19 protein-coding genes are annotated in these 19660 nt (G+C 71.0%); 14 read left to right on the plus strand and 5 right to left on the minus strand.

Annotated features, from left to right (window positions below; all coding sequences use genetic code 11):
- Positions 1-19: 19 nt before the first annotated feature.
- The 4 genes from AB0C19_RS24260 to AB0C19_RS24275 all read left to right on the plus strand — a co-directional run bounded on the left by AB0C19_RS24260 (position 20) and on the right by AB0C19_RS24275 (position 1648).
- Positions 20-601 (plus strand): type II secretion system F family protein, encoded by a 582-nt coding sequence (locus tag AB0C19_RS24260; protein ID WP_357188920.1) that lies wholly within the window; start codon positions 20-22, stop codon positions 599-601.
- A gap of 23 nt (positions 602-624) precedes the next feature.
- Entirely contained in the window at positions 625-792 is a 168-nt protein-coding gene (locus AB0C19_RS24265; RefSeq protein WP_357188870.1) for a DUF4244 domain-containing protein, read from the plus strand.
- An 83-nt stretch (positions 793-875) separates the two neighbouring features.
- Complete coding sequence (locus tag AB0C19_RS24270; protein WP_357188872.1) at positions 876-1235, plus strand: TadE family type IV pilus minor pilin; 360 nt, start codon at positions 876-878, stop codon at positions 1233-1235.
- Complete coding sequence (locus AB0C19_RS24275; RefSeq protein WP_357188874.1) at positions 1235-1648, plus strand: Rv3654c family TadE-like protein; 414 nt, start codon at positions 1235-1237, stop codon at positions 1646-1648. The genes AB0C19_RS24270 and AB0C19_RS24275 overlap by 1 nt, the downstream gene beginning before the upstream one ends.
- A 532-nt stretch (positions 1649-2180) precedes the next feature.
- Here AB0C19_RS24275 and AB0C19_RS24280 read toward each other — a convergent pair.
- The 3 genes from AB0C19_RS24280 to AB0C19_RS24290 all read right to left on the minus strand — a co-directional run bounded on the left by AB0C19_RS24280 (position 2181) and on the right by AB0C19_RS24290 (position 5605).
- Positions 2181-2759 (minus strand): hypothetical protein, encoded by a 579-nt coding sequence (locus tag AB0C19_RS24280; protein ID WP_238684778.1) that lies wholly within the window; start codon positions 2757-2759, stop codon positions 2181-2183.
- A gap of 164 nt (positions 2760-2923) precedes the next feature.
- Positions 2924-3133, minus strand: a complete 210-nt coding sequence (locus AB0C19_RS24285; RefSeq protein ID WP_328651309.1) for a hypothetical protein — start codon at positions 3131-3133, stop codon at positions 2924-2926.
- Between the two features lie 99 nt (positions 3134-3232).
- Complete coding sequence (locus tag AB0C19_RS24290) at positions 3233-5605, minus strand: DEAD/DEAH box helicase (protein WP_357188922.1); 2373 nt, start codon at positions 5603-5605, stop codon at positions 3233-3235.
- Between the two features lie 188 nt (positions 5606-5793).
- Between AB0C19_RS24290 and AB0C19_RS24295 the strand changes: the two genes are divergently transcribed.
- From AB0C19_RS24295 to AB0C19_RS24335, 9 genes are all read left to right on the plus strand, one after another.
- Positions 5794-6150, plus strand: a complete 357-nt coding sequence (locus AB0C19_RS24295; RefSeq protein ID WP_357188877.1) for an STAS domain-containing protein — start codon at positions 5794-5796, stop codon at positions 6148-6150.
- The gene (locus tag AB0C19_RS24300) at positions 6147-6584 is read left to right on the plus strand and encodes an ATP-binding protein (RefSeq protein WP_238684776.1); all 438 of its coding nucleotides are present in this window, start codon (positions 6147-6149) and stop codon (positions 6582-6584) included. Before AB0C19_RS24295 ends, AB0C19_RS24300 begins: the two co-directional genes overlap by 4 nt.
- A 316-nt stretch (positions 6585-6900) precedes the next feature.
- Positions 6901-9261 carry a sodium-translocating pyrophosphatase gene (locus AB0C19_RS24305; protein ID WP_357188879.1) on the plus strand — a complete coding sequence of 787 codons (2361 nt, stop codon included), beginning with the start codon at positions 6901-6903 and terminating at the stop codon, positions 9259-9261.
- 103 nt (positions 9262-9364) lie between these two features.
- The gene (locus AB0C19_RS24310; RefSeq protein ID WP_357188881.1) at positions 9365-9904 is read left to right on the plus strand and encodes a hypothetical protein; all 540 of its coding nucleotides are present in this window, start codon (positions 9365-9367) and stop codon (positions 9902-9904) included.
- A complete protein-coding gene (locus AB0C19_RS24315) occupies positions 9895-10656 on the plus strand; it encodes a hypothetical protein (protein WP_357188883.1) in 762 nt (253 codons plus the stop codon). The genes AB0C19_RS24310 and AB0C19_RS24315 overlap by 10 nt, the downstream gene beginning before the upstream one ends.
- Before the next feature lie 442 nt (positions 10657-11098).
- Positions 11099-13939 (plus strand): type I DNA topoisomerase, encoded by a 2841-nt coding sequence (topA, locus tag AB0C19_RS24320; protein ID WP_357188885.1) that lies wholly within the window; start codon positions 11099-11101, stop codon positions 13937-13939.
- Between the two features lie 142 nt (positions 13940-14081).
- Positions 14082-14711, plus strand: coding sequence for a TetR/AcrR family transcriptional regulator (locus AB0C19_RS24325; RefSeq protein ID WP_357188887.1), 630 nt, complete (start codon positions 14082-14084; stop codon positions 14709-14711).
- On the plus strand, positions 14708-15007 hold the full coding sequence (locus AB0C19_RS24330) for a hypothetical protein (protein ID WP_357188889.1): 300 nt from the start codon (positions 14708-14710) through the stop codon (positions 15005-15007). The genes AB0C19_RS24325 and AB0C19_RS24330 overlap by 4 nt, the downstream gene beginning before the upstream one ends.
- Positions 15004-16104, plus strand: coding sequence for a GDSL-type esterase/lipase family protein (locus tag AB0C19_RS24335; RefSeq protein WP_357188891.1), 1101 nt, complete (start codon positions 15004-15006; stop codon positions 16102-16104). Before AB0C19_RS24330 ends, AB0C19_RS24335 begins: the two co-directional genes overlap by 4 nt.
- Positions 16105-16134: 30 nt before the next feature.
- On the opposite strand, the gene AB0C19_RS24340 is transcribed toward AB0C19_RS24335, so the two are convergent.
- Positions 16135-17451, minus strand: a complete 1317-nt coding sequence (locus AB0C19_RS24340; protein WP_357188894.1) for a D-arabinono-1,4-lactone oxidase — start codon at positions 17449-17451, stop codon at positions 16135-16137.
- A 226-nt stretch (positions 17452-17677) separates the two neighbouring features.
- On the opposite strand from AB0C19_RS24340, the gene AB0C19_RS24345 reads away from it, so the two are divergent.
- Positions 17678-18283, plus strand: a complete 606-nt coding sequence (locus AB0C19_RS24345) for a TetR family transcriptional regulator (protein WP_357188924.1) — start codon at positions 17678-17680, stop codon at positions 18281-18283.
- Positions 18284-18333: 50 nt separating this feature from the next.
- Here AB0C19_RS24345 and AB0C19_RS24350 read toward each other — a convergent pair whose 3' ends face one another.
- A complete protein-coding gene (locus tag AB0C19_RS24350) occupies positions 18334-19539 on the minus strand; it encodes an amino acid deaminase/aldolase (protein WP_357188896.1) in 1206 nt (401 codons plus the stop codon).
- Positions 19540-19660 lie beyond the last annotated feature (121 nt).

Consider the following 19660-nt stretch of genomic DNA (forward strand, 5'->3'; position numbering starts at 1 on the left):
GCGGCGGCGGCCGGACGCGATCCGGCTCGTGGCGGTGTTGGCTGGGCTCGCCGTGGCCATCGTCGTCGAGGGCTGGCTCGGGCTGCTCGGCGCTCTCCCGGCCGCGTTCCTGCTTGATGTCCTGTTGCGGCGGATCGAGTCGCCCGCTGTGCGGAGGCGGCGGCAGCAGGAGGCCGCTGACCTACCGCTCGCCGCTGACCTGCTGGCTGCGGCGATGCGGGCGGGTGCCCCAGTGGATCGCTCGGTGCTGGCCGTCGCCGAGGCGCTGGACGGGCCGCTCGCCGGCCGGTTGGCCCGGGTTGGCCGCACGTTGCTGCTCGGTGGTGGCCCAGCAGAGGCATGGTCCGCGCTGGACGGCGTGCCCGGCGCCGAGCGCCTGACCTCGGCGGCGTTGCGCTCGGCCAACAGTGGTGCCGCCCTGGCCGGCGCGCTGACCCGGCTCGCCGACGACCTGCGCGCCGACCGTGCCACCGCTGCGGAGGCATCGGCCCGGCGGGCGGGTGTGCTCATCGTCCTGCCGCTGGGGCTCTGCTTCCTGCCGGCGTTCATTCTCGCCGGACTCGTGCCGGTGATCGTCGCCGTTCTCGGCGATGTGCTCTGACCCATCGAGAAGGGGAAACAGTAATGCGCAAACTCATCGATCGCCTACGCGGCGATGCCGGGATGAACACGGCCGAGTACGCCGTGGGCACCCTCGCCGCGGTCGCCTTCGCCGGGATCCTGTTGAAGGTGCTGACCTCCGGCAACGTCCAGTCGGCGCTGACCGCTGTCATCGACCGGGCGCTGAAGTGATCGGGCGCCGGCGGGCCGGCCGCGATTCAGGGTCGAGTGTTCCCGGGCTGGCGGCACGCGGCGGGCGGAGACTTCGCGTCCTCGTGCGGACCGTTGGCGGGGACCGGGGGTCCTTCACCGCCGAACTGGCGGCCGGCCTGCCGGCGCTGCTCCTGCTTCTGCTGGCCGGCCTGACCGCTGTCAACGCCGTCAGCGTGCAGGCGGGTTGCCTGCACGCGGCCCGGGAGGCTGCGCTAGCCGCCGCCCGGGGCGCGGACGGCAGCGCGGAGGGTGGCCGGGCAGCGCCGCCGGGGGCGGCGGTGTCGGTGTCCGTCGACGGCGACCGGGTGCGGGCGACGGTAAGGGCACCCGTCCGGACGTTGGGCGGTCGGCTACCGCGAATCACAGTGGTCGCCACCGCCGTCGCCGCCGTCGAACCGGGCGCGCATGAGGGGAGCTGGTAGTGCAAAGAGATCCGTCACCCCGCTCCGGTCGAGAACCGGCTGCCGGAGGGCTCGTTGCTGGCCGGCCGGACCGGCAGCGAGGTGGCGCGACGGTCCTGCTGCTGGCGATGGGGCTCGTCCTCGTGGTGTTCGGGACGTTCGGCGCCGCCATCGTCGCCGCCGGAATGGCGAGCCAGCGAGCGGCTGTGGCAGCCGACCTCGGCGCGCTGGCCGGGGCAGCCCGGGCGCTCGACGGCGACGCTGCGGCTTGTGCGTCCGCGTCCGACCTCGTCGGTCGCAACGATGGCCGGCTGGTCGGCTGTCGCCTCGACGGGCTGGACGTGCTGGTGACGGTCGAGGTGGCGTTCACGCCACTACCCGGCCTGACGCGGGTGGCCGCAGCGAGCGCCCGCGCCGGTCCGGTGCGAGGCTGACCCTCGCGGCGGCGTCACTGCTCACCGCCGCGTCCGGCGGCGCGGTGCGGGCAGCCCAGGCGCGCCCCGTGGTCGGGCGCGGCGTGCGCAGGGCGGGGCCTGTGGAGAGAGCGGCCTGTGGCGTTCCCGAATTGACTCGTGGTGCGGCACCAGGCGCAGGTACGGGCCAGCGCGTGGCCGAAGGAGCCAGGGCCCTGGTGGGATTGGTGGGTGCTGTGGAGCTGAATCGGTTACGACATCAAGGGTGATTCGTTTACGACATCAGCTCCAGAGGGGGACCGGACCCGTCAGGACACCGAGTCACCAACGGCACGCCGCCCGAGAGTGCGGCCGACGGCCTGCCGGCCGGGGATCGCGCCCGACGTCTGCCGGTCGGGGATCACGGCCTGCCGGCCGGGACTGGTCGAGGTCCAGGTCCCGGCCGGCTGCCGAGGATTGGGTGGCCGCGACGGCGACCGTGGTGGGTCGCCGCGCCGAACCGCACCGAACCGAACGGCACCGCCCCGCGCCGCCCTGGTCCAGGCCGGGTGTGTCAGCGGGCCTGGAGCGCGTCGAGGGCGACGGCCATCGCGATGACCAGGCGGCGGTCGATCTGCGGGTTCTGCACCTCGACGACGTACTTGTCGCGCAGGCCCCACTTCTTGACCACGGTGAAGACCGGCTGGCCGTTCGCCGTGAAGTCGAAGTGGTACGGCAGCCAGGACAGCGAGTCGACGAATCGACGCAGCAGTGCCACCGGCATGCTGCGCTCCTGGCCCGTCACCTGCGGCAGGCCGCCCTGCTCGACGTGCCAGGTGGACCGCAGCAGCGACTGGGCGAAGTCCTTGCGGAACAGGCCGATCGCGTTGCCCGCAGCGTCGGTGACGTCGTACGTCGCGCCGAGGTCGATGCGCTGGCGGGCCTTGAAGCCGAGCAGAGGCTGCTGCTTGGAGTCATCCGTGTAGATGGTCACCTGCTCCTTGAAGGCGAGCCGCTTCTGCTGCGCGAACGCCAGCAGCTCACCCTCGGTGCCGTCGGGGGAGACCGCCCGGACCTCGTACTGGTTGACCATCATGCGCAGTCGCTGGCGGATGTGGAACTGGTGCTGGCCCTGCAAGTTGTCGAGCTGCATGTGTACTCCTCTGGGGGTTGGTGCGCCGGAGTCTCGCACAGCCCGACAACCGTCGCGCTCCCTGCTGCCCATGATCAGTTGCTGCTGGGTAGCCGTCGCGGTCGCCGGACGACTACCCAGCACGGAGTGGTCACTGGTGCCCTAGCAGGATCACTCCGAAGACCTCAGCGACTGTCGACGGAGGTCGCGGCCCGCAGCGACCAGGTGTTCAGGACCTGGTGGATGCCGCGCAGCCGCTCGTTGATCTGTTCCAGCCGTTCCGCCTGGGCCAGGGCGGCCAGTGCCGACCCCAGCGCGATCTGCTGGTCGAGGGTGAGATTGTCCTGGTCGATGGTGTAGAGCAGGTCGACGGTCTCGGCGATGGTGTCGGCCACAGCTTCTCCTCGGGCACGGGGGGCGATCAGCAACATTGGCATCGATGGAAGCGCTCCCACATCATTGTGCCCCGTGCCATGCCGATTCATGCAAGCCGGTCAGTTGGGCAGGTTCGTCAACACCACGTCGAGCACCCGGATCGCGTCCGGTTTGGAGAGGGGATTGTTGCCGTTGCCGCATTTCGGTGACTGCACGCAGGACGGGCAGCCGGCCTCGCAGCCGCACTCCGCTATCGCGTCCCGGGTGGCCCGCAGCCACGCCGCCGCCGTTCCGTACGCCCGCTCGGCGAAGCCGGCGCCACCCGGATGCCCGTCGTAGACGAAGACGGTCGGCGCCTCGGTGTCCGGGTGGATGGCGGTGGAGAGCCCACCGATGTCCCACCGGTCGCAGGTGGCCATCAGCGGCAGCAGGCCGATCGCGGCGTGTTCGGCGGCGTGCAGAGCGCCCGGCACGTCGGCCGGCTGGACCCCGGCGAGGGCCAACGACTGCGGTGACAGGGTGAACCAGACCGCCACAGTGCGCAGCTCCCGGGCGGGCAGGTCGAGCGGCCGGGTGTCGATCACCTCGCCGGTAGCGATCCGCCGCCGCTGGTACGACACCACCTGGCTGGTCACGTCCACCTCGCCGAGGAACATGCCGACCGGGCCGGCGTCCACGTAGGAGCGCACCGACACCACTGACAGGTCGGTGACGTCGCGGGCGTGGGTGGACCAGTCCGGCTCCTCGGCGCGTACCAGCGCGCAACCGTCGGCCAGGTCGAGCTGGTCGACCACGTACGAGACGCCCTGATGCAGATAGACCGCGCCGGAGTGCAGCAGGAAGTGCGACGAGCCGCCGTCGACGGTGCCGAGCAGCCGGCCGGTCGACGACTCCACCACGGCGACCGGGGCGCCGCCCTCACCGCGCAGGTCCACCTCGGGCCGCTCCCGGTGCCGCCAGTACCAACCGGTGGGCCGCTGCCGCAGCGCCCCCGCCGCGACCAGCTGGTCGACCGCCTCCTTCGCCCCGTCGCCGAAGAGCACCAGGTCGGCCGGGGTGAGCGGTGCCTCCACCGCGGCGCAGGCGAGCTGCGGTGCCAGCACGTACGGGTTGGCCGGGTCGAGCACCGTCGCCTCCACCGGCGCGCCGAAGATCGCCTCCGGGTGGTGCACCAGGTAGGTGTCCAGGGGGTCGTCCCGGGCCACCAGCACCGCGAGGGCCTCCTGCCCGGAACGCCCGGCGCGGCCCGCCTGCTGCCACAGCGACGCCCGGGTGCCCGGGTAGCCGCAGATCAGCACCGCGTCGAGCCCGACCAGGTCCACGCCCAGCTCCAGCGCGTTGGTGGAGGCCAGGCCGAGCAGGTCGCCGTGCAGCAGGGCCCGTTCCAGCTCGCGTCGCTCCTCCCGCAGGTAACCGCCCCGGTAGGCGGCGACCCGGTCGCCGAGCCCCGGCACCGCGTCGTCCAGCGCTCGACGCGCGTTGGCGGCCACCACCTCGGCACCCTTGCGGGAGCGGACGAACGCGAGGGTGCGTACCCCCTCGGCGACCGTGTCGGCGAGCAGGTCGGCGGTCTCGCGCAGCGCCGACCGGCGGACCTGGTGAAGCTCGTCGTGCTCGCCCGTCGCCTGCGGCGGCACCGGCGAAGAGGCCGACGAGTCGGGTGGCAGCAGCGGCGGTTCCCAGAGTGCGAAGGTCACCCCGCCGCGGGGGGAGGCGTCCTCGGTGACCGCCGTCACCGGCAGGCCGGTCAGCCGTCCGGCCGCGGTGGCCGGGTCGCCGGAGGTGGCCGAGGCGAGCACGAACACCGGGGTGGCCCCGAACCGGGCGCACTGCCGACGCAGCCGACGCAGCACGTGCGCGACGTGCGAGCCGAACACGCCCCGGTAGGTGTGGCACTCGTCGATCACCACGTACGCGAGTCGGCGCAGGAAACCGGACCACTGGGCGTGCCCGGGCAGGATGCCGTGGTGCAGCATGTCCGGGTTGGTCAGCACGAACCGGGAGTGCCGGCGGATCCACTCCCGCTCGGTGCGCGGAGTGTCCCCGTCGTAGCAGGCGGGGCGTACCCCCTCCAGCTCCAGCGCGGCGACGGCGCGCAACTGGTCCGCGGCGAGCGCCTTGGTCGGCGCCAGGTAGAGCACTGTGGCCCGGGGGTCGGCGAGCAGTGTGGCCAGGGCGGGCAGTTGGTACGCCAGTGACTTGCCGGAAGCGGTGCCGGTGGCGACGACCACGTGCTGGCCCTCGTACGCCAGGTTGGCCGCCTCGGCCTGGTGCTGCCAGGGCGCGACCACGCCGCGCCCGGTGAACGCCGCGCGTAACTCCGCCGGTGCCCACGACGGCCACGGCGCGGGCACACCGGCGCGGGCCGGCACCCGCTCGACGTGGGTGACCGGGTCGGCGGCGCCCCGGGCGCGTAGCCGGCGCAGCAGGTCGGCCGGCGCTGGCCCGGGGCCGGGACCAGCGGATACGGTGGCCGCGGACGACGACTCCAGGTCGTGGCGCGGCGTGCCGCGCGCGGAGCTGAAGTCGTCGGAGGTCACGCCCTGCACTCTCGCACTGGTGTTCGGAGATGAAAAGTCGGACACCGGGGTAAGGGGAAGCCGCCGCTGGCGTCCGCAGGCCGTCCCGGCGGTAGTGGTTAGATGCCCACGAGAGTTTACGGCTCTGGCGAGGAGGACCGATGGAGCTGTCACTGGCGACCCGCACCGTGGGCGAGCACACGGTGCTCGAGGTCGGTGGTGAGGTGGACGTCTACACCGCGCCCCGGCTCCGTGAGCGACTCCTCGAAGTGATCGACGGTGGCGCCCGTCACGTGGTGGTCGACCTCGGTCGGGTGGACTTCCTCGACTCCACCGGGCTGGGCGTGCTGGTCGGCGCGCTCAAGCGGCTCCGCTCGGCGAGCGGTTCGTTCGCGCTGGTCTGCGACAAGGAGCCGCTGCTCAAGATCTTCCGGATCACCGCGCTGGACCAGGTGTTTCCGCTGCACCCGACGGTCGACGCGGCGATCAGCGCCGACTCGGCGGGCGCCGGCGCGTGATGGCGACAGTCAAGCTCTCCTTCTCGCCCGCTCCGGTGCACGTGCGCACCGCCCGCCTGGTCGGCGTCGCCGTCGCCCGGCGGGCCGGGGTGCGTGAGGACCTGCTGGACGAGGTGCGCCTGGCCATCGGTGAGGCGTGCACGCGCGCGGTGGCCCTGCACCGGCAGTACGGCCTGGCCGACCCGGTGCTGGTGGAGATGTCCGACGGTGGCTCGTACGCAGTGCGGGTGGTGGACCGGGCGCCGATCGAGGCGGGTATCGGTCTGACCGCGCTGCCACCGGACGAGCTGGCCAACGAGGCGCTGACCGATGAGGCGCTGACCACCGGCGTCGGCTTCGCGCTGCTCGCCGGTTTCGTCGAGGACCTCCAGGTGCGCCCGGTCGACGAGGGCATCGGCACCGAGGTGCGGATGGTGTGGCCGGTCGGCCGCTGATCAATTCCGCTGCGTAGGCCGCGTCCCCTGCTGGGGATGCGGCCTTCTTTGCATGGATGGGGCCCTATATCAGATTTCGTTTCATAACACAGCGACGAAGATCATCGCGACACGGTGCCACCTGGGTGTGACCTCCAACACTGCGGAGGGCTACAGTACCCGGGTTGTCAGCAAGTGACCTATCCCGCAGCCAGCGGGTATGGGTGTTCATCGCTGGTCCGCTGGTGGGTTGGCGCGCGCTTGCGAGTCCGCATCCAGGCGTCGGTCAGTGCGTCTCCACTCACCGGCGCGATTGTTCGGTAACAGGAGGACACAGATGTCCGGGACCTTGGCCGCCGACGGCGGCGGGCTTTCCCTTACCGGAAGCAATGTCACCTACGTCGTCATCGCCGCGGTTGTCGCGCTGGTGGCACTCGGTTTCGCTGCCGCCCTGACAAAAACGGTGCTGGCCGCTGGTAAGGGCACCGAGAAAATGCAGGAGATCTCGGGGGCGGTCCAGGAGGGCGCCTCGGCCTACCTGCTCCGTCAATTCCGCACCCTGGCGATCTTCGTCGTCGTCGCCGTCGTGCTGCTCTTCCTGCTTCCGGTGCACGACACCGATGGCAGTGAGCTGGCTGTGAAGATCGGCCGCTCACTCTTCTTCGTAGTGGGCGCCCTGTTCAGCGCGTTCATCGGCGGCGCTGGCATGTGGCTGGCCACCCGCGCCAACCTGCGCGTGGCCGCCGCCGCACGGGAGCGAGTAGGCGGCCGCGAGGCGGCCATGAAGATCGCCTTCCAGACCGGCGGCGTCGTCGGCTTCTTCACCGTCGGCCTCGGCCTCTTCGGTGCGGCGATGGTCGTCCTCGTCTACCGGGGTGACGCGCCCACGGTGCTGGAGGGCTTCGGCTTCGGCGCCGCGCTGCTCGCGATGTTCATGCGCGTCGGCGGCGGCATCTTCACCAAGGCCGCCGACGTCGGCGCCGACCTGGTCGGCAAGGTCGAGCAGGGCATCCCCGAGGACGACCCGCGCAACGCCGCCACCATCGCCGACAACGTGGGCGACAATGTCGGTGACTGCGCCGGCATGGCCGCCGACCTGTTCGAGTCGTACGCGGTGACGCTTGTCGCCGCGCTGATCCTCGGCCGAGCCGCGTTCGGCGAGGAGGGCCTGGTCTTCCCGCTGATCATCTCCACCATCGGTGTGCTGATCGCGATCGTCGGCGTCTTCATCACCCGGCTGCGCGCGTCCGACCGTAACGCCCTGACCGCTATCAACAGGGCCTTCTACCTGTCGGCGGTGCTCTCCGCGGTGCTGGTGGCGATCGCCGCCTACGCGTACCTGCCGGCGACCTTCGGCGAGTTCGACAGTGGCCTCACCGACGCCACCGGCAACCCGCGGCTGGTGGCCATCGGCGCGGTAGTGATCGGCATCGTGCTGGCCGCCGCGATCCAGGCGCTGACCGGCTACTTCACCGAGACCAAACGGCGACCGGTGCAGGACATCGGCAAGAGCTCGCAGACCGGTGCGGCGACAGTGATCCTGGCCGGCATCAGCATCGGCCTGGAGTCGGCTGTCTACTCGGCGCTGCTGATCGGCGCCGGCGTCTTCGGCGCCTTCCTCCTCGGCGGCAGCTCCATCACGCTGTCTCTGTTCGCTGTGGCACTGGCCGGCACCGGCCTGCTCACCACCGTCGGCGTGATCGTCGCGATGGACACCTTCGGGCCGATCTCCGACAACGCCCAGGGCATCGCCGAGATGTCCGGCGACATCGACGAGCACGGCGCTCGCACGCTGACCGAGCTGGACGCGGTCGGCAACACCACCAAGGCGATCACCAAGGGCATCGCGATCGCCACTGCGGTGCTCGCCGCGACCGCGCTGTTCGGCTCGTACACCGACACGCTCAGCAGCGCGTACGCGACGGCTGGCGTGGGCGACGTCGGCAACGAGATCCTCAACGCGCTGAACGTGGCGAACCCGCGCAACCTGGTCGGCCTGATCATCGGCGCGGCTGTGGTCTTCCTCTTCTCCGGGCTGGCCATCAACGCGGTGTCCCGCTCGGCCGGTGCCGTGGTGATGGAGGTCCGTCGGCAGTTCCGTGAGCTGCCCGGCATCATGGACGGCACCCAGCGCCCGGAGTACGGCAAGGTCGTCGACATCTGCACCCGGGACGCGCAGCGCGAGCTGATGACCCCCGGCCTGCTCGCCATCCTGGCGCCGATCGCTGTCGGCTTCGGCCTCGGGCCCGGCGCGCTCGCGGCGTACCTGGCCGGTGCGATCGGTGCCGGCACCCTGATGGCGGTGTTCCTGTCCAACTCCGGTGGGGCCTGGGACAACGCCAAGAAGCTGGTCGAGGACGGCGCGTACGGGGGCAAGGGCTCCGAGGCGCACGCCGCCACTGTCATCGGCGACACCGTCGGCGACCCGTTCAAGGACACCGCCGGCCCGGCGATCAACCCGCTGATCAAGGTGATGAACCTGGTCTCGCTGCTGATCGCGCCCGCCGTGGTGGCCTGGAGCGTCGGCGACGAGCGCAACGTCGGCCTGCGGGTCGGCATCGCGCTGGTCGCGACGCTGATCATCGTGGCGTCGGTGGTGTTCAGCAAGCGCAAGGGCATCGCGATGTCCGACTCGGACGCCGATGGCAACACCGGCGCGGGCAGCACCGATCACCGCCCGGAGACAGTGAACGCCTGATCCACCAACGGCCCGGGGTCCCCGGTCGACGTAGCCCGTCGACCGGGGACCCCGGCCGTCCGGCCCGATGCCACACCTGGCCAAAGGCCGTACGCTGCAACGCATGCGTACGTGCCGGGCGTCTGCCGCCGGAAAGCTCACGGTGGTCCTGGCCACGATCGTCGTTCTCGCCGGCTGCGGCGGGGGTCCCAGCCCACGGGCCTGGGCGGCCTCGGTCTGCGGTGCCCTCACCCCGTGGCGCTCTGAGATCAACAAGCTGACCAGCAGCACTGACGAGCAGATGACCGCGCAGACCACGCCGGCGCAGGCCAAGGAGAACCTGGTGCGGCTCTTCGACGGGGCGGAGCAGGCCAGCGAGGCCGCGCGCCGCAAGGTGGAGAAGGCGGGTATCCCGGAGGCGGAGAACGGCGAGGCCATCTCCGCCGGTTTCCGCAGCTCCCTGGGGAAGATGCGGGACGCGTACGGTCGCGCCCGGGACACTATCGACGGCTTGGGCACCGGCGAGCCGACGGCCTTCTACGACGGCGTGCGGGCCGCCGTGAAGACCCTCAACACGGAGTACGACGCCAGCGCGCTGGACACCAGCAAGCTCAACTCCGAGGAGTTGAAACAGGCATTCGACGAGGTGCCGGAGTGTCGCTGAGCGGGCTCGGTGACACCGGGAAGGCGCAGCCGCCCCCGGCGCTGTTTCCCGCGCCCGAGTCCGACACGCCCACTCCCGGGCGACGCCGCGGCGGCGCGCCGCAGAACCGCTCGTCGCAGAACCGCCCGTCGCAGGACGGCGCAGTCCAGAACGGCCCACCCCGAACTGACGACGCGGACCGGCAACTTGTCTTCTTCGGCGCGGACGCGGCCGAACCGACAGTCGCCGATCTGGCCGGGCTGCTCGCCGGGCCGGGTGAGGTGGTCCGGATGGGCGGCACCGCCCGGCTCTCGGTGCAGGTGGACGCCGCCTGGCGGGTGCACGTGCTCGTCGCCGAACTGGCGTCGCGTGGGCTGGCGGCGAGCTGGGAGCCGGCCGAGGGCGCGCGACACGCCGTTCGTACGTCGTACACCCGGGTCTTGAAGCCGCTCGCGGCCGCCTGGCTGCACGGTACGACGAAACGCCCGCCGGCCGCGTTCCACCTGACCGGCCGGCGGTTGCGGCTGTGGCTCGCCGCCGCCGGGATGCCGGAGCCTCCGGACTGCTTCCTGTTGCGGCTGGGCGCCGACGATCAGGGGTGTTGGGAGCCGATGGGCGTGGCGCTCGCCTCGGCGGGGCTGGCTGGGACGCTGCTCGGCCCGGGTGAGGGCGGCCCGGCGTACCGAATAACCGGCCGCCGCCGGTTGGCCCGCCTCGCCGAGCTGGTCGGCGGGCCGCCGACCGCAGCACCGGCCGGCGCCTGGCCAACCTGATCCACCCCACCTTCACCGGGTCGATCATGAAGTTGTGGTGGGGGACGTATTGCCTGTTCGGGCTTAAAGCGCCCACCATAAGTCCATGATCGACGGGGTTGGGCGGCGGCCCTGGGGTGGGCCGGCCGGGTGTCCGGTGCCGGACAGCGGGCGGGTCGATCCAGGCGGAAAACGGGCGGCTCGGGCCTCGGTCGTGGGCCCGCCATCGTCACAGTGACCCGCTTCGAGCCCTACCCACGGTGTACGGTGGCGCCGTCCGGCAGTGCCGAGCGCGGCAGGGTGGCGTCGACAGCCGCCTTGAAGCGGTTTGCGGCCCGCGAAACCCGAAACGCGGGCGGCGCGTTACGTTGGACATCCGGACCGCCGGTGCGACGGCGGGGTCGAAAGCGGTCGCTGTCCGGGCGCCGGCAGACCACGAGCAGGAGTGAGGTCGGGGAGAGACGTGCCGAGCAACGCTGGAACCACCCGTCTGGTCATCGTCGAGTCACCGGCGAAGGCCAAGACGATCTCGGGCTACCTTGGCCCGGGGTACGTCGTGGAGGCCAGCTTCGGTCACGTCCGCGACCTGCCGCGCAACGCCGCCGACGTGCCGGCCAAGTACAAGAAGGAGCCCTGGGCCCGGCTCGGGGTGGACGTCGACAACGGCTTCCAGGCGCTCTACGTCGTCTCCGCCGACCGTAAGCAGCAGATCAGCAAGCTGGTGAAGCTGGCCAAGGAAGTCGACGAGATCTTCCTGGCGACGGATGAGGACCGCGAGGGCGAGGCGATCGCCTGGCACCTGGTCGAGACGCTCAAGCCCAAGGTCCCGGTCAAGCGGATGGTCTTCCACGAGATCACCAAGCCGGCGATCCAGGCGGCGGTGGCCAACCCCCGGGAGATCGACCGCGACCTGGTCGACGCCCAGGAGGCGCGCCGGATCCTCGACCGCCTGTACGGCTACGAGGTCTCCCCGGTGCTGTGGAAGAAGGTCATGCCGCGGCTCTCGGCAGGCCGGGTGCAGTCCGTGGCGACCCGCATCGTGGTCGAGCGGGAGCGGCAGCGGATGGCCTTCCGCACCGCCGAATACTGGGACATCCTGGCCACCCTCGCGGTGGCCAACGTCGGCGAGGGCCCGCGTGCGTTCAACGCGACCCTCATCGCGCTCAACGGTGACCGGATCGCCACCGGTAAGGACTTCGAGCCGACCACCGGCCGGGTGAAGCCTGGCGCTGGCGTCGTGCACCTCGACGAGAGCGGGGCCCGTGGTCTCGCGGCCCGCTTGGAGGGGCGGCCGTTCACCGTCACCCGGGTCGAGGAGAAGCCCTACCGCCGTCGCCCGTACGCGCCGTTCATCACCTCGACCCTCCAGCAGGAAGCGGCCCGCAAGCTGCGCCTGTCCTCGCAGCAGACGATGCGCACCGCGCAGCGCCTGTACGAGAACGGCTACATCACCTATATGCGTACCGACTCGGTCAACCTGTCGGAGACCGCCATCTCGGCGGCGCGTCGACAGATCGTCGAGCTGTACGGCGAGCGCAGCGTTCCGCCGGAGCCGCGCCGCTACACCGGCAAGGTGAAGAACGCGCAGGAGGCACACGAGGCGATCCGCCCGGCGGGGGACAACTTCCGTACCCCGGGCGAGGTGGCCAAGGAGCTGTCCTCCGAGGAGTTCAAGCTCTACGAGCTGATCTGGCGGCGCACCATCGCCTCGCAGATGACCGACGCGGTCGGCTCCAGCGTGTCGGTGCGCATCCGGGCGGTCTCCACCTCGCAGGAGGAAGCCGACTTCGGCGCGACCGGTAAGACCATCACCGACCCGGGCTTCCTGCGCGCCTACGTCGAGTCCAGCGACGACGAGAACGCCGAGGCCGAGGACGCCGAGCGCCGGCTGCCCACCCTGGTCAAGGATCAGCCGCTGACCGCCGACGAACTGGCCGCGCAGGGCCACCACACCCAGCCGCCGTCGCGCTACACCGAAGCGTCGCTGGTCAAGGCCCTGGAAGAGCTGGGCATCGGCCGGCCGTCCACCTACGCGTCGATCATGCAGACGATCCAGGACCGGGGGTACGTCACCAAGCGCGGCCAGGCGATGATCCCGACCTTCCTGGCCTTCGCGGTGATCGGGCTGATGGAGCGGCACTATCCCCGCCTCATCGACTACGACTTCACGGCCACCATGGAGAACGAGCTGGACGAGATCGCCGGCGGTGACCACGCGGCGGTCGACTTCCTCACGGCGTTCTACTTCGGCAGCTCCAACGGTGCCGGCGACCAGGACATCGCCCGTTCCGGTGGGCTCAAGAAGCTGGTCACCGAGAACCTCAGCGACATCGACGCCCGCAGCGTCAACTCCATCCCGCTCTTCACCGACGACGACGGCCGCGAGGTCGTCGTGCGGGTCGGCCGCTACGGGCCGTACCTGCAACGGGAGCTGCCCGGCGGTGAGCAGCCGGCACCGGCCGCGGCAACGGGCGAGGGCGAGGAGGGCGGCTCCCAGGGTGACCGGGCGCCGATCCCCGAGGGCCTGGCCCCGGACGAGCTGACCCCGGAGAAGGTGCACGAGCTGTTCCTGGGCGGCAGCGGCGAGCGCAAGCTCGGCGACGACCCCGGCACCGGCGAGCCGATCGTGCTCAAGTCCGGCCGGTTCGGCCCGTACGTGTCCAGCGGCGAGCGGAAGTCGTCGCTGCTGCGTACGCAGACCCCGGACTCGCTGACGCTGGAGGAGGCGCTCAAGCTGCTCAGCCTTCCCCGGCTGATCGGTGTCGCGCCGGACGGCGTCGAGATCTTCGCGAACAACGGTCGCTACGGCCCGTACGTCAAGCGGGGCGAGGAGTTCCGGTCGCTGGAGTCCGAGGACCAGATGTTCACTGTCGGTCTGGACGAGGCGCTGGCTCTGCTGGCCGCGCCGAAGGCGCGTGGACGGCGAGCCGCGGCCCCGCCGTTGCGCGAGATGGGCGTGGACCCGGCCACCGAGAAGCCGATGGTGATCAAGGACGGCCGGTTCGGCCCATATGTCACCGACGGTGAGTTCAACGCGTCGCTGCGGCGCGGGCAGACTCCCGAGGCGCTGACCATCGAGGAAGCGTCCGAGATGCTGGCCGAAAAGCGGGCGAAGGGCCCGGCACCGAAGAAGAAGGCGGCGGCGAAGAAGGCGCCCGCGAAGAAGGCCACGGCCACCAAGAAGACGGCCGCCGCCAGCAAGTCCACTGCCGCGAAGAAGACCACCACGGCCAAGGCGACGGCGGCGAAGAAGGCTCCGGCGAAGAAGGCCGCCCCGCGCAAGGCCGCGACCAGCACGGAGTAGCGACAGTTCCTTTCGCGTCTGAACACCCCGGTTTCGGTGAAGCCGGGGTGTTCTGCTGTCGGTGACGTCCCTTGACGTCGAGTGGGTCACATCCCGGGCCGGAACCTACTCGCGCTGACCGGTACCGCCGTACCGTATGTCCATGCCGACGATCAGGAAGAGGCGTGCGGGCGGGGAGAAGCGGGACTCCGTTCTCGACGCCGTGGCAGGTGTGCTGGCGACACGCGGGTACGAGAACACCCGCTTCGCTGACGTGTCCGCTGCCGGCGGGGTCGCGATCAGCACCCTCCAGACCTATTTCGGCTCCCGCGAAGACATGGTCATCGAGGCCATGCAGGTGTTCACCGACCGGGAGGTGGAGGCCCTGCGGGCCGTCTCTGCCGCCGAGGGCGATCCGTGGCGACGACTCGTCGCGCTTGTCGACCGGAGCCTGCACAACTCGGAGCAGACCCGGCAGGTGCTCGTGGAGTTCTGGCGCTCCGCGATGCGCGACGACGAGCTGCGCGACTACAGCGCCACAGTGCAGGAGCGGTACCGGGCGCTCTTCCTGGCCGCCGTCCGGGAGGGTGCCGCGCGGGGGGCGTTCACACTGGCCCACGACGCCGAGGTGGTGACGGACCTCCTGCTCTCGGCGCTGGCCGGCCTGATCATCTTTCGCGTCCAGCGCGACCCCACGCCAGCACCCGCCGACTTCCGCGATGTCCTCCTGACCCAGCTCCGGCAGATGCTGGGCGTCAACGGCTCCCAACCCGAACGGATCGAGGCACGATGACCACAGTCGAAATCACCCGCTTTCGCGTCCCCGCCGAGCGCGCTGACGCCCTGCTGGCCGCGCGGCCGGCGATGCTGCGCGACTTCCAGGCCGATCGTGGCGGCTTCCTCGACGCGCGACTGATCCGGCTGTCGGCCGACGAGTGGCTGGACGTCGTCTTCTGGGGCTCGTCCGAGGACTACGCCGAACCCCGCCGCCGAGGCGCCAACCTGCCCGGCATTCAGGCGTTCTTCTCCCTGATCGATTCGGTGATCAGCATCGAGGAGGGCACCACTACCGACCTGGACCAGCCATGATCTGGACCGCCGGTTTCCGCACCGGGCTGCTCAGTCCGTACGAGCAGCTCCAGTTCAGCGAACCCCGTGGCTTCGCCGACCAGACCGTTCGTCAGGTGCTGCACCTGGCCGGCGGCGGGGAGGCCTTCCGGGTACGGCTGACGAACCGTTACGGCCGCACTCCGTTGACCATCGGGGCTGCCACTGTCGCCGTCGGCGGTCGGTGGGTCGCCCTCACCGTCGACGGCGCGGAGCGCCACGTCATCCCGGCGGGCGAGGAGGCTGTCACCGACCCGGTGGACGTCCCCGTCGCGGCCGGCACGGATCTCGTGCTGAGCCTCTACCTTCCGGAGCGGACCGGTCTGGCCACCCATTCGCACAAGCCGGCCGAAGTCGCCCGGATAGTCGGCGGCAATCACGTCACGTCGTCCGTACTGCCGGGGGCCGAGCAGGTCGAGGCGAGGTTCTACCTCGCGGGCGTCGACGTGCTCGCCCCCCGGGACACCGCCGTCGGTGTTGCCTTCGGCGATTCCTGGTTCGAAGGAGTCGGCACCACGACGAGCGCGAATCGTCGTTCGGTCGACGTCCTCAACCGGCGTCTGAAGCGCGGATGGGTGGTCAACCAGGGCATCGCCGGGAACCGTCTCCTGCGCGACGGCGTCGGCGAACACGGGCTGGCGCGCTTCGACAGTGACGTTCTCTCCATCCCCGCCCTGACCCACGTCCTGGTCCACTTCGGTATCAACGACCTCGGTCTTCCGGTCATGTTGGGCGAGCCGCCCGTCACCGCCGACGCCCTCGTCGAGGGCTTCCGTGCGCTGGCCGACCGCGCCCACGGCGCCGGTCTGCGGATCGTCGTCGCCACCATCGGCCCGTTCGCGGGCGCCGGCCCGGAGATCAGCACCCCGGCGGGTCTCGCCACCCGACGCGAGGTGAACGACTGGATCCGTACGACGGACGCCTTCGACGCCGTCTTCGATGTGGCGAGTGCTGTCGCGGACCCGCACGCCCCCGACCACATCCACCCGGCGCTGGACAGCGGCGACGGCATGCACCTGAACGACAGGGGCGCGGAGGCGATGGCCGACGTGGTGAACCTGAACGACCTGGCGCTCTAGCGCTGGTCACCGCCATGGCGCGTACCGACGTCAGGCCCCGAGGACGTGGTTCAGGTGGGCGTTGGTGAAGACGCGATCAGGGTCGAGCCGATCACGGACGGCCTGGAAGTCCGCGAAGCGGGGGTATGCAGTGGCCAGCGAGGCGGCGTCGCGGTAGTGCAGCTTGCCCCAGTGCGGGCGACCACCCAGCCCGGCGGCCACCTGCTCGAAGGCCCGGAAGTACGGCTCGTAGGGCATGCCGACGTACTGGTGCACCGCGATGTAGGCGTTGTCCCGGCCGTAGCCGTGCGACAGCCAGATGTCGTCGGCGGCGGTGAATCGCACCTCCACCGGAAAGAGCACCTTGAACGGCAGGCCGTCCACGATCCGCTGGAGCGCGGCGAGTGCCTCGGGCAACGCCTCGCGGGGCAGGCCGTACTCCATCTCCACGAAGCGGACCCGGCGCGGCGTGCAGAAGACCCGGTCGGAGCGTCCGGTGTAGTGGCGTTCGGTGAGGGCGCGGGCGGAGACCGCGCTGATCCCCGGGGCCAGCGCGGGCACGGCCCGGCCGAGTCGGCAGGCACCGGCGAAGACCCGGTTGGACAGGAAGTCGTCGTCCATCCAGCCGCGCCAGCGGGACAGCGGTCGGTCGTTGGCGGGCACCCGGTCGTTGGCCTTGACCTGGACCCGGGACGTGTACGGGAACCAGTAGAACTCGACGTGGTCGTGCCGGCCGATCAGCTCGGGCAGTTCGCCGAGCACGTTGGCCAGCTCGGCCGGTCGTTCGTGGGCACGCAGGACGAAGGCGTCCACGCAGCGCAGTGTCACCTCGACCAGGACGCCGAGCGCGCCGAGTGACACCCGGGCGGCGGCGAGGACGTCGGGATGCTCGTCGGCGGAGCAGCGCAGCACCTCGCCGGTGCCGGTGACCAGTGTGATCGCCTCGACGAAGGTGGAGAGACACCCGTAGCCGGCTCCGGTGCCGTGGGTGCCGGTGGAGATCGCCCCGGCGACGGTCTGCGCGTCGATGTCGCCGAGGTTGGGAAGCGCGAGGCCGTGCCGGGCGAGCAGGCCGTTGAGCGTGTGCAGGGTCATGCCCGCCGGCACCGTGACCAGTCGGTGTGCGACGTCCACGCTGACCATGGTGTCCAGGTCGGACAGATCCATCCGACGATCGTCGGCGAGCGCGACGGCGGTGAACGAGTGGCCGCTGCCCGTCACCCGGATCCGGCCGCCGTCGGCGGCGGCGGATCTGACGGCTTCTGCGACGTCTGTCGGCGAGCCGGGGCGCAGGATCGCGCTGGCGCTGCCACGCTGGTTCCCGGCCCAGTTGGACCATCCAGCCCCGAGCGGTGCGGTGCGGACCATGCGCACTCCTCATTCATGAATATGAACTGACTTCATATCAGGAACGTTCTAGCTGGTAAATACCGCAATTGCGATCCGCTCGTTGTACCGGTAGTCACGGACTCGTGACGTGGAGATATGTTCATCCGTCGAAGGGGGGTGGCGCAGAGTGTCCACACCAGCCGCCACGACCGGGCCGCTGCGCCGCGTACCGGTGCAAGGTCGAAGTGTCGCGCGGGTACAGCGCATGTTGGATGCCTGCGCCGAACTCGTCGACGAGGTGGGGTACGAGGGGCTGACCACCACCCTGCTCGCCGAGCGGGCCGAGGTGGCGATCGGGTCGGTCTACCAGTTCTTTCCGGACAAGCGGGCGATCGTGCAGGCGTTGACCCTGCGGACCATGGAGTCCTATCTCCAGCGCCTCGACGAGCGGTTCGCCTCCGACGAGATGACCCACTGGTGGGACGGCGTCGACGCGGGCATCGACGAGTACATCACGATGCACCGCACCGTCCCCGGCTTCCGTACCCTGCACTTCGGCGACGTGGTCGACCTGCACCTGCTCGACGAGCAGCGGGACAACAACGGCGTGATCGCCGACCAGTTGGCCCGGGTGCTCACCGAGCGTTTCGGGCTCACCGACGTGCCCAAGCTGCGCTTCGTGCTGGAGATCGCGGTCGAGGCGGCGGACGCGCTGATCAAGCTCGCGTTCCGCCGCAAGTCCGAGGGCGACGAGCGGGTGCTGTTGGAGGCGAAGGCGTTGATCCGGGAGTACCTGCACCGCCAGGTGGACGGCCCGGACAACGGTCGGCCCACAGTCGGCAAGCAGGCTGAGGCGCCCCAACCCGCCTGAGTCGGCGTGGGGCGCGGGCTCCGGCCGGCGGTGAGGGTGGCTGTCCGGTCTCAGAGGAATGCCTGCCCCTCACCTCGGTAGGTGGGGACTGTCGCCACCACCGCGTCGCCCTGGATCAGGTGCAGCTCGTTGACCCGTTCGCACAGCTCACCTGCCTTGGCATGCCGGAACCACACCCGGTCGCCGACGCGCAGCCCGGCCGCCGCCGGGCCGGTCAGTGGGGTCTGCACCTCTCCGGCGCCCTCGGTGCCGACCAGCTTCAGCCCCGCCGGCAGCCACGGCCGGGGCAGTCGACTGTCGGCGGCCTGACCGGAGGCGATCCAGCCACCGCCGAGCACGGTCGCCAGCTCCGGCGTCGGTCGGCGGACCACAGCGCAGGCGAAGAACGCTGCCGGAGTGGGCCGCCAGGCGCGGTACGCGTCGAACAACGTCGGCCCGTACAGGCCCGATCCCGCGGTGATCTCGGTGACCGCGGGATCGGCGCTGGTCGCGGCCACGCTGCCGGTGCCGCCGCCGTTGACGAACTCCAGGTCGGCGTGCTCGCGTACCGCGGCGACCGCCGCGCCACGGCGGGCCAGCAACTCGCGGTACGACCCGCGCTGGGCCAGCCTGATCGCGCCCGCCAGCAGCGTCTTGCCCGGCGGCGCGTCACCCAGGCCGGCGATCTGCGCCTCGTACGACATCAGCCCGACCAGCCGGAAGCCGGGCCGGCCGGCGACGGCTGCGGCGAGCGTGCCGGCTGCCCGCGCGCTGTGCACCGGCGAGCGGCGGACGCCGACGTGCACCCCACGCAGCGGTCGCCAGGAGGCGTCCAGATCCAGGCAGAGTCGCAGCTCGGCGCGCTGCCCCGGAGCCTCGACGGCGTCGATGAGGTCGAGTTGGCCGGTGCTGTCGATCATCAGGGTGATCGCGGCGGCGAGCGTCGGGTCGGCGCCCAGTTCGGCGAGGGCGGCCCGGTCCGCGCTCGGGTACGCGACAAGCACGTCGTCGCTGACGCCGGCGCGGACCAGCCAGATCGCCTCGGGCACTGTGAACGCCATCACGCCCTGCCAGCCGGGCCGGGCGAGGGCTCTACTGATCAACTCCCGGCTGCGGACCGACTTGCTGGCGAGGCGGACCGGCTTTCCGGCGGCGCGATCGGCCAGGGCGACCGAATTGGCGTCGAAGGCGGTGAGGTCGACCACCGCGTACGGGGGGTCGAGGTGGGCAGTCGCCCGATCCAGGCGCTCGCGAAGTTTGTCGCTTTCGATGGCCACGTGTGCACGCTAACTGTCGGACGGAGAATGCGAAATACCCTCGCGTACGTCCGGGCTGCGGTCGGTACCCCCGGCGGCCTAGGCTCAGCGAGCAGGAGAATGTCGCCCGGGGGGTGGCCCC

It is taken from the genome of Micromonospora sp. NPDC048842 (genome assembly GCF_040649935.1).
Classification (GTDB): Bacteria; Actinomycetota; Actinomycetes; order Mycobacteriales; family Micromonosporaceae; genus Micromonospora; species Micromonospora hortensis.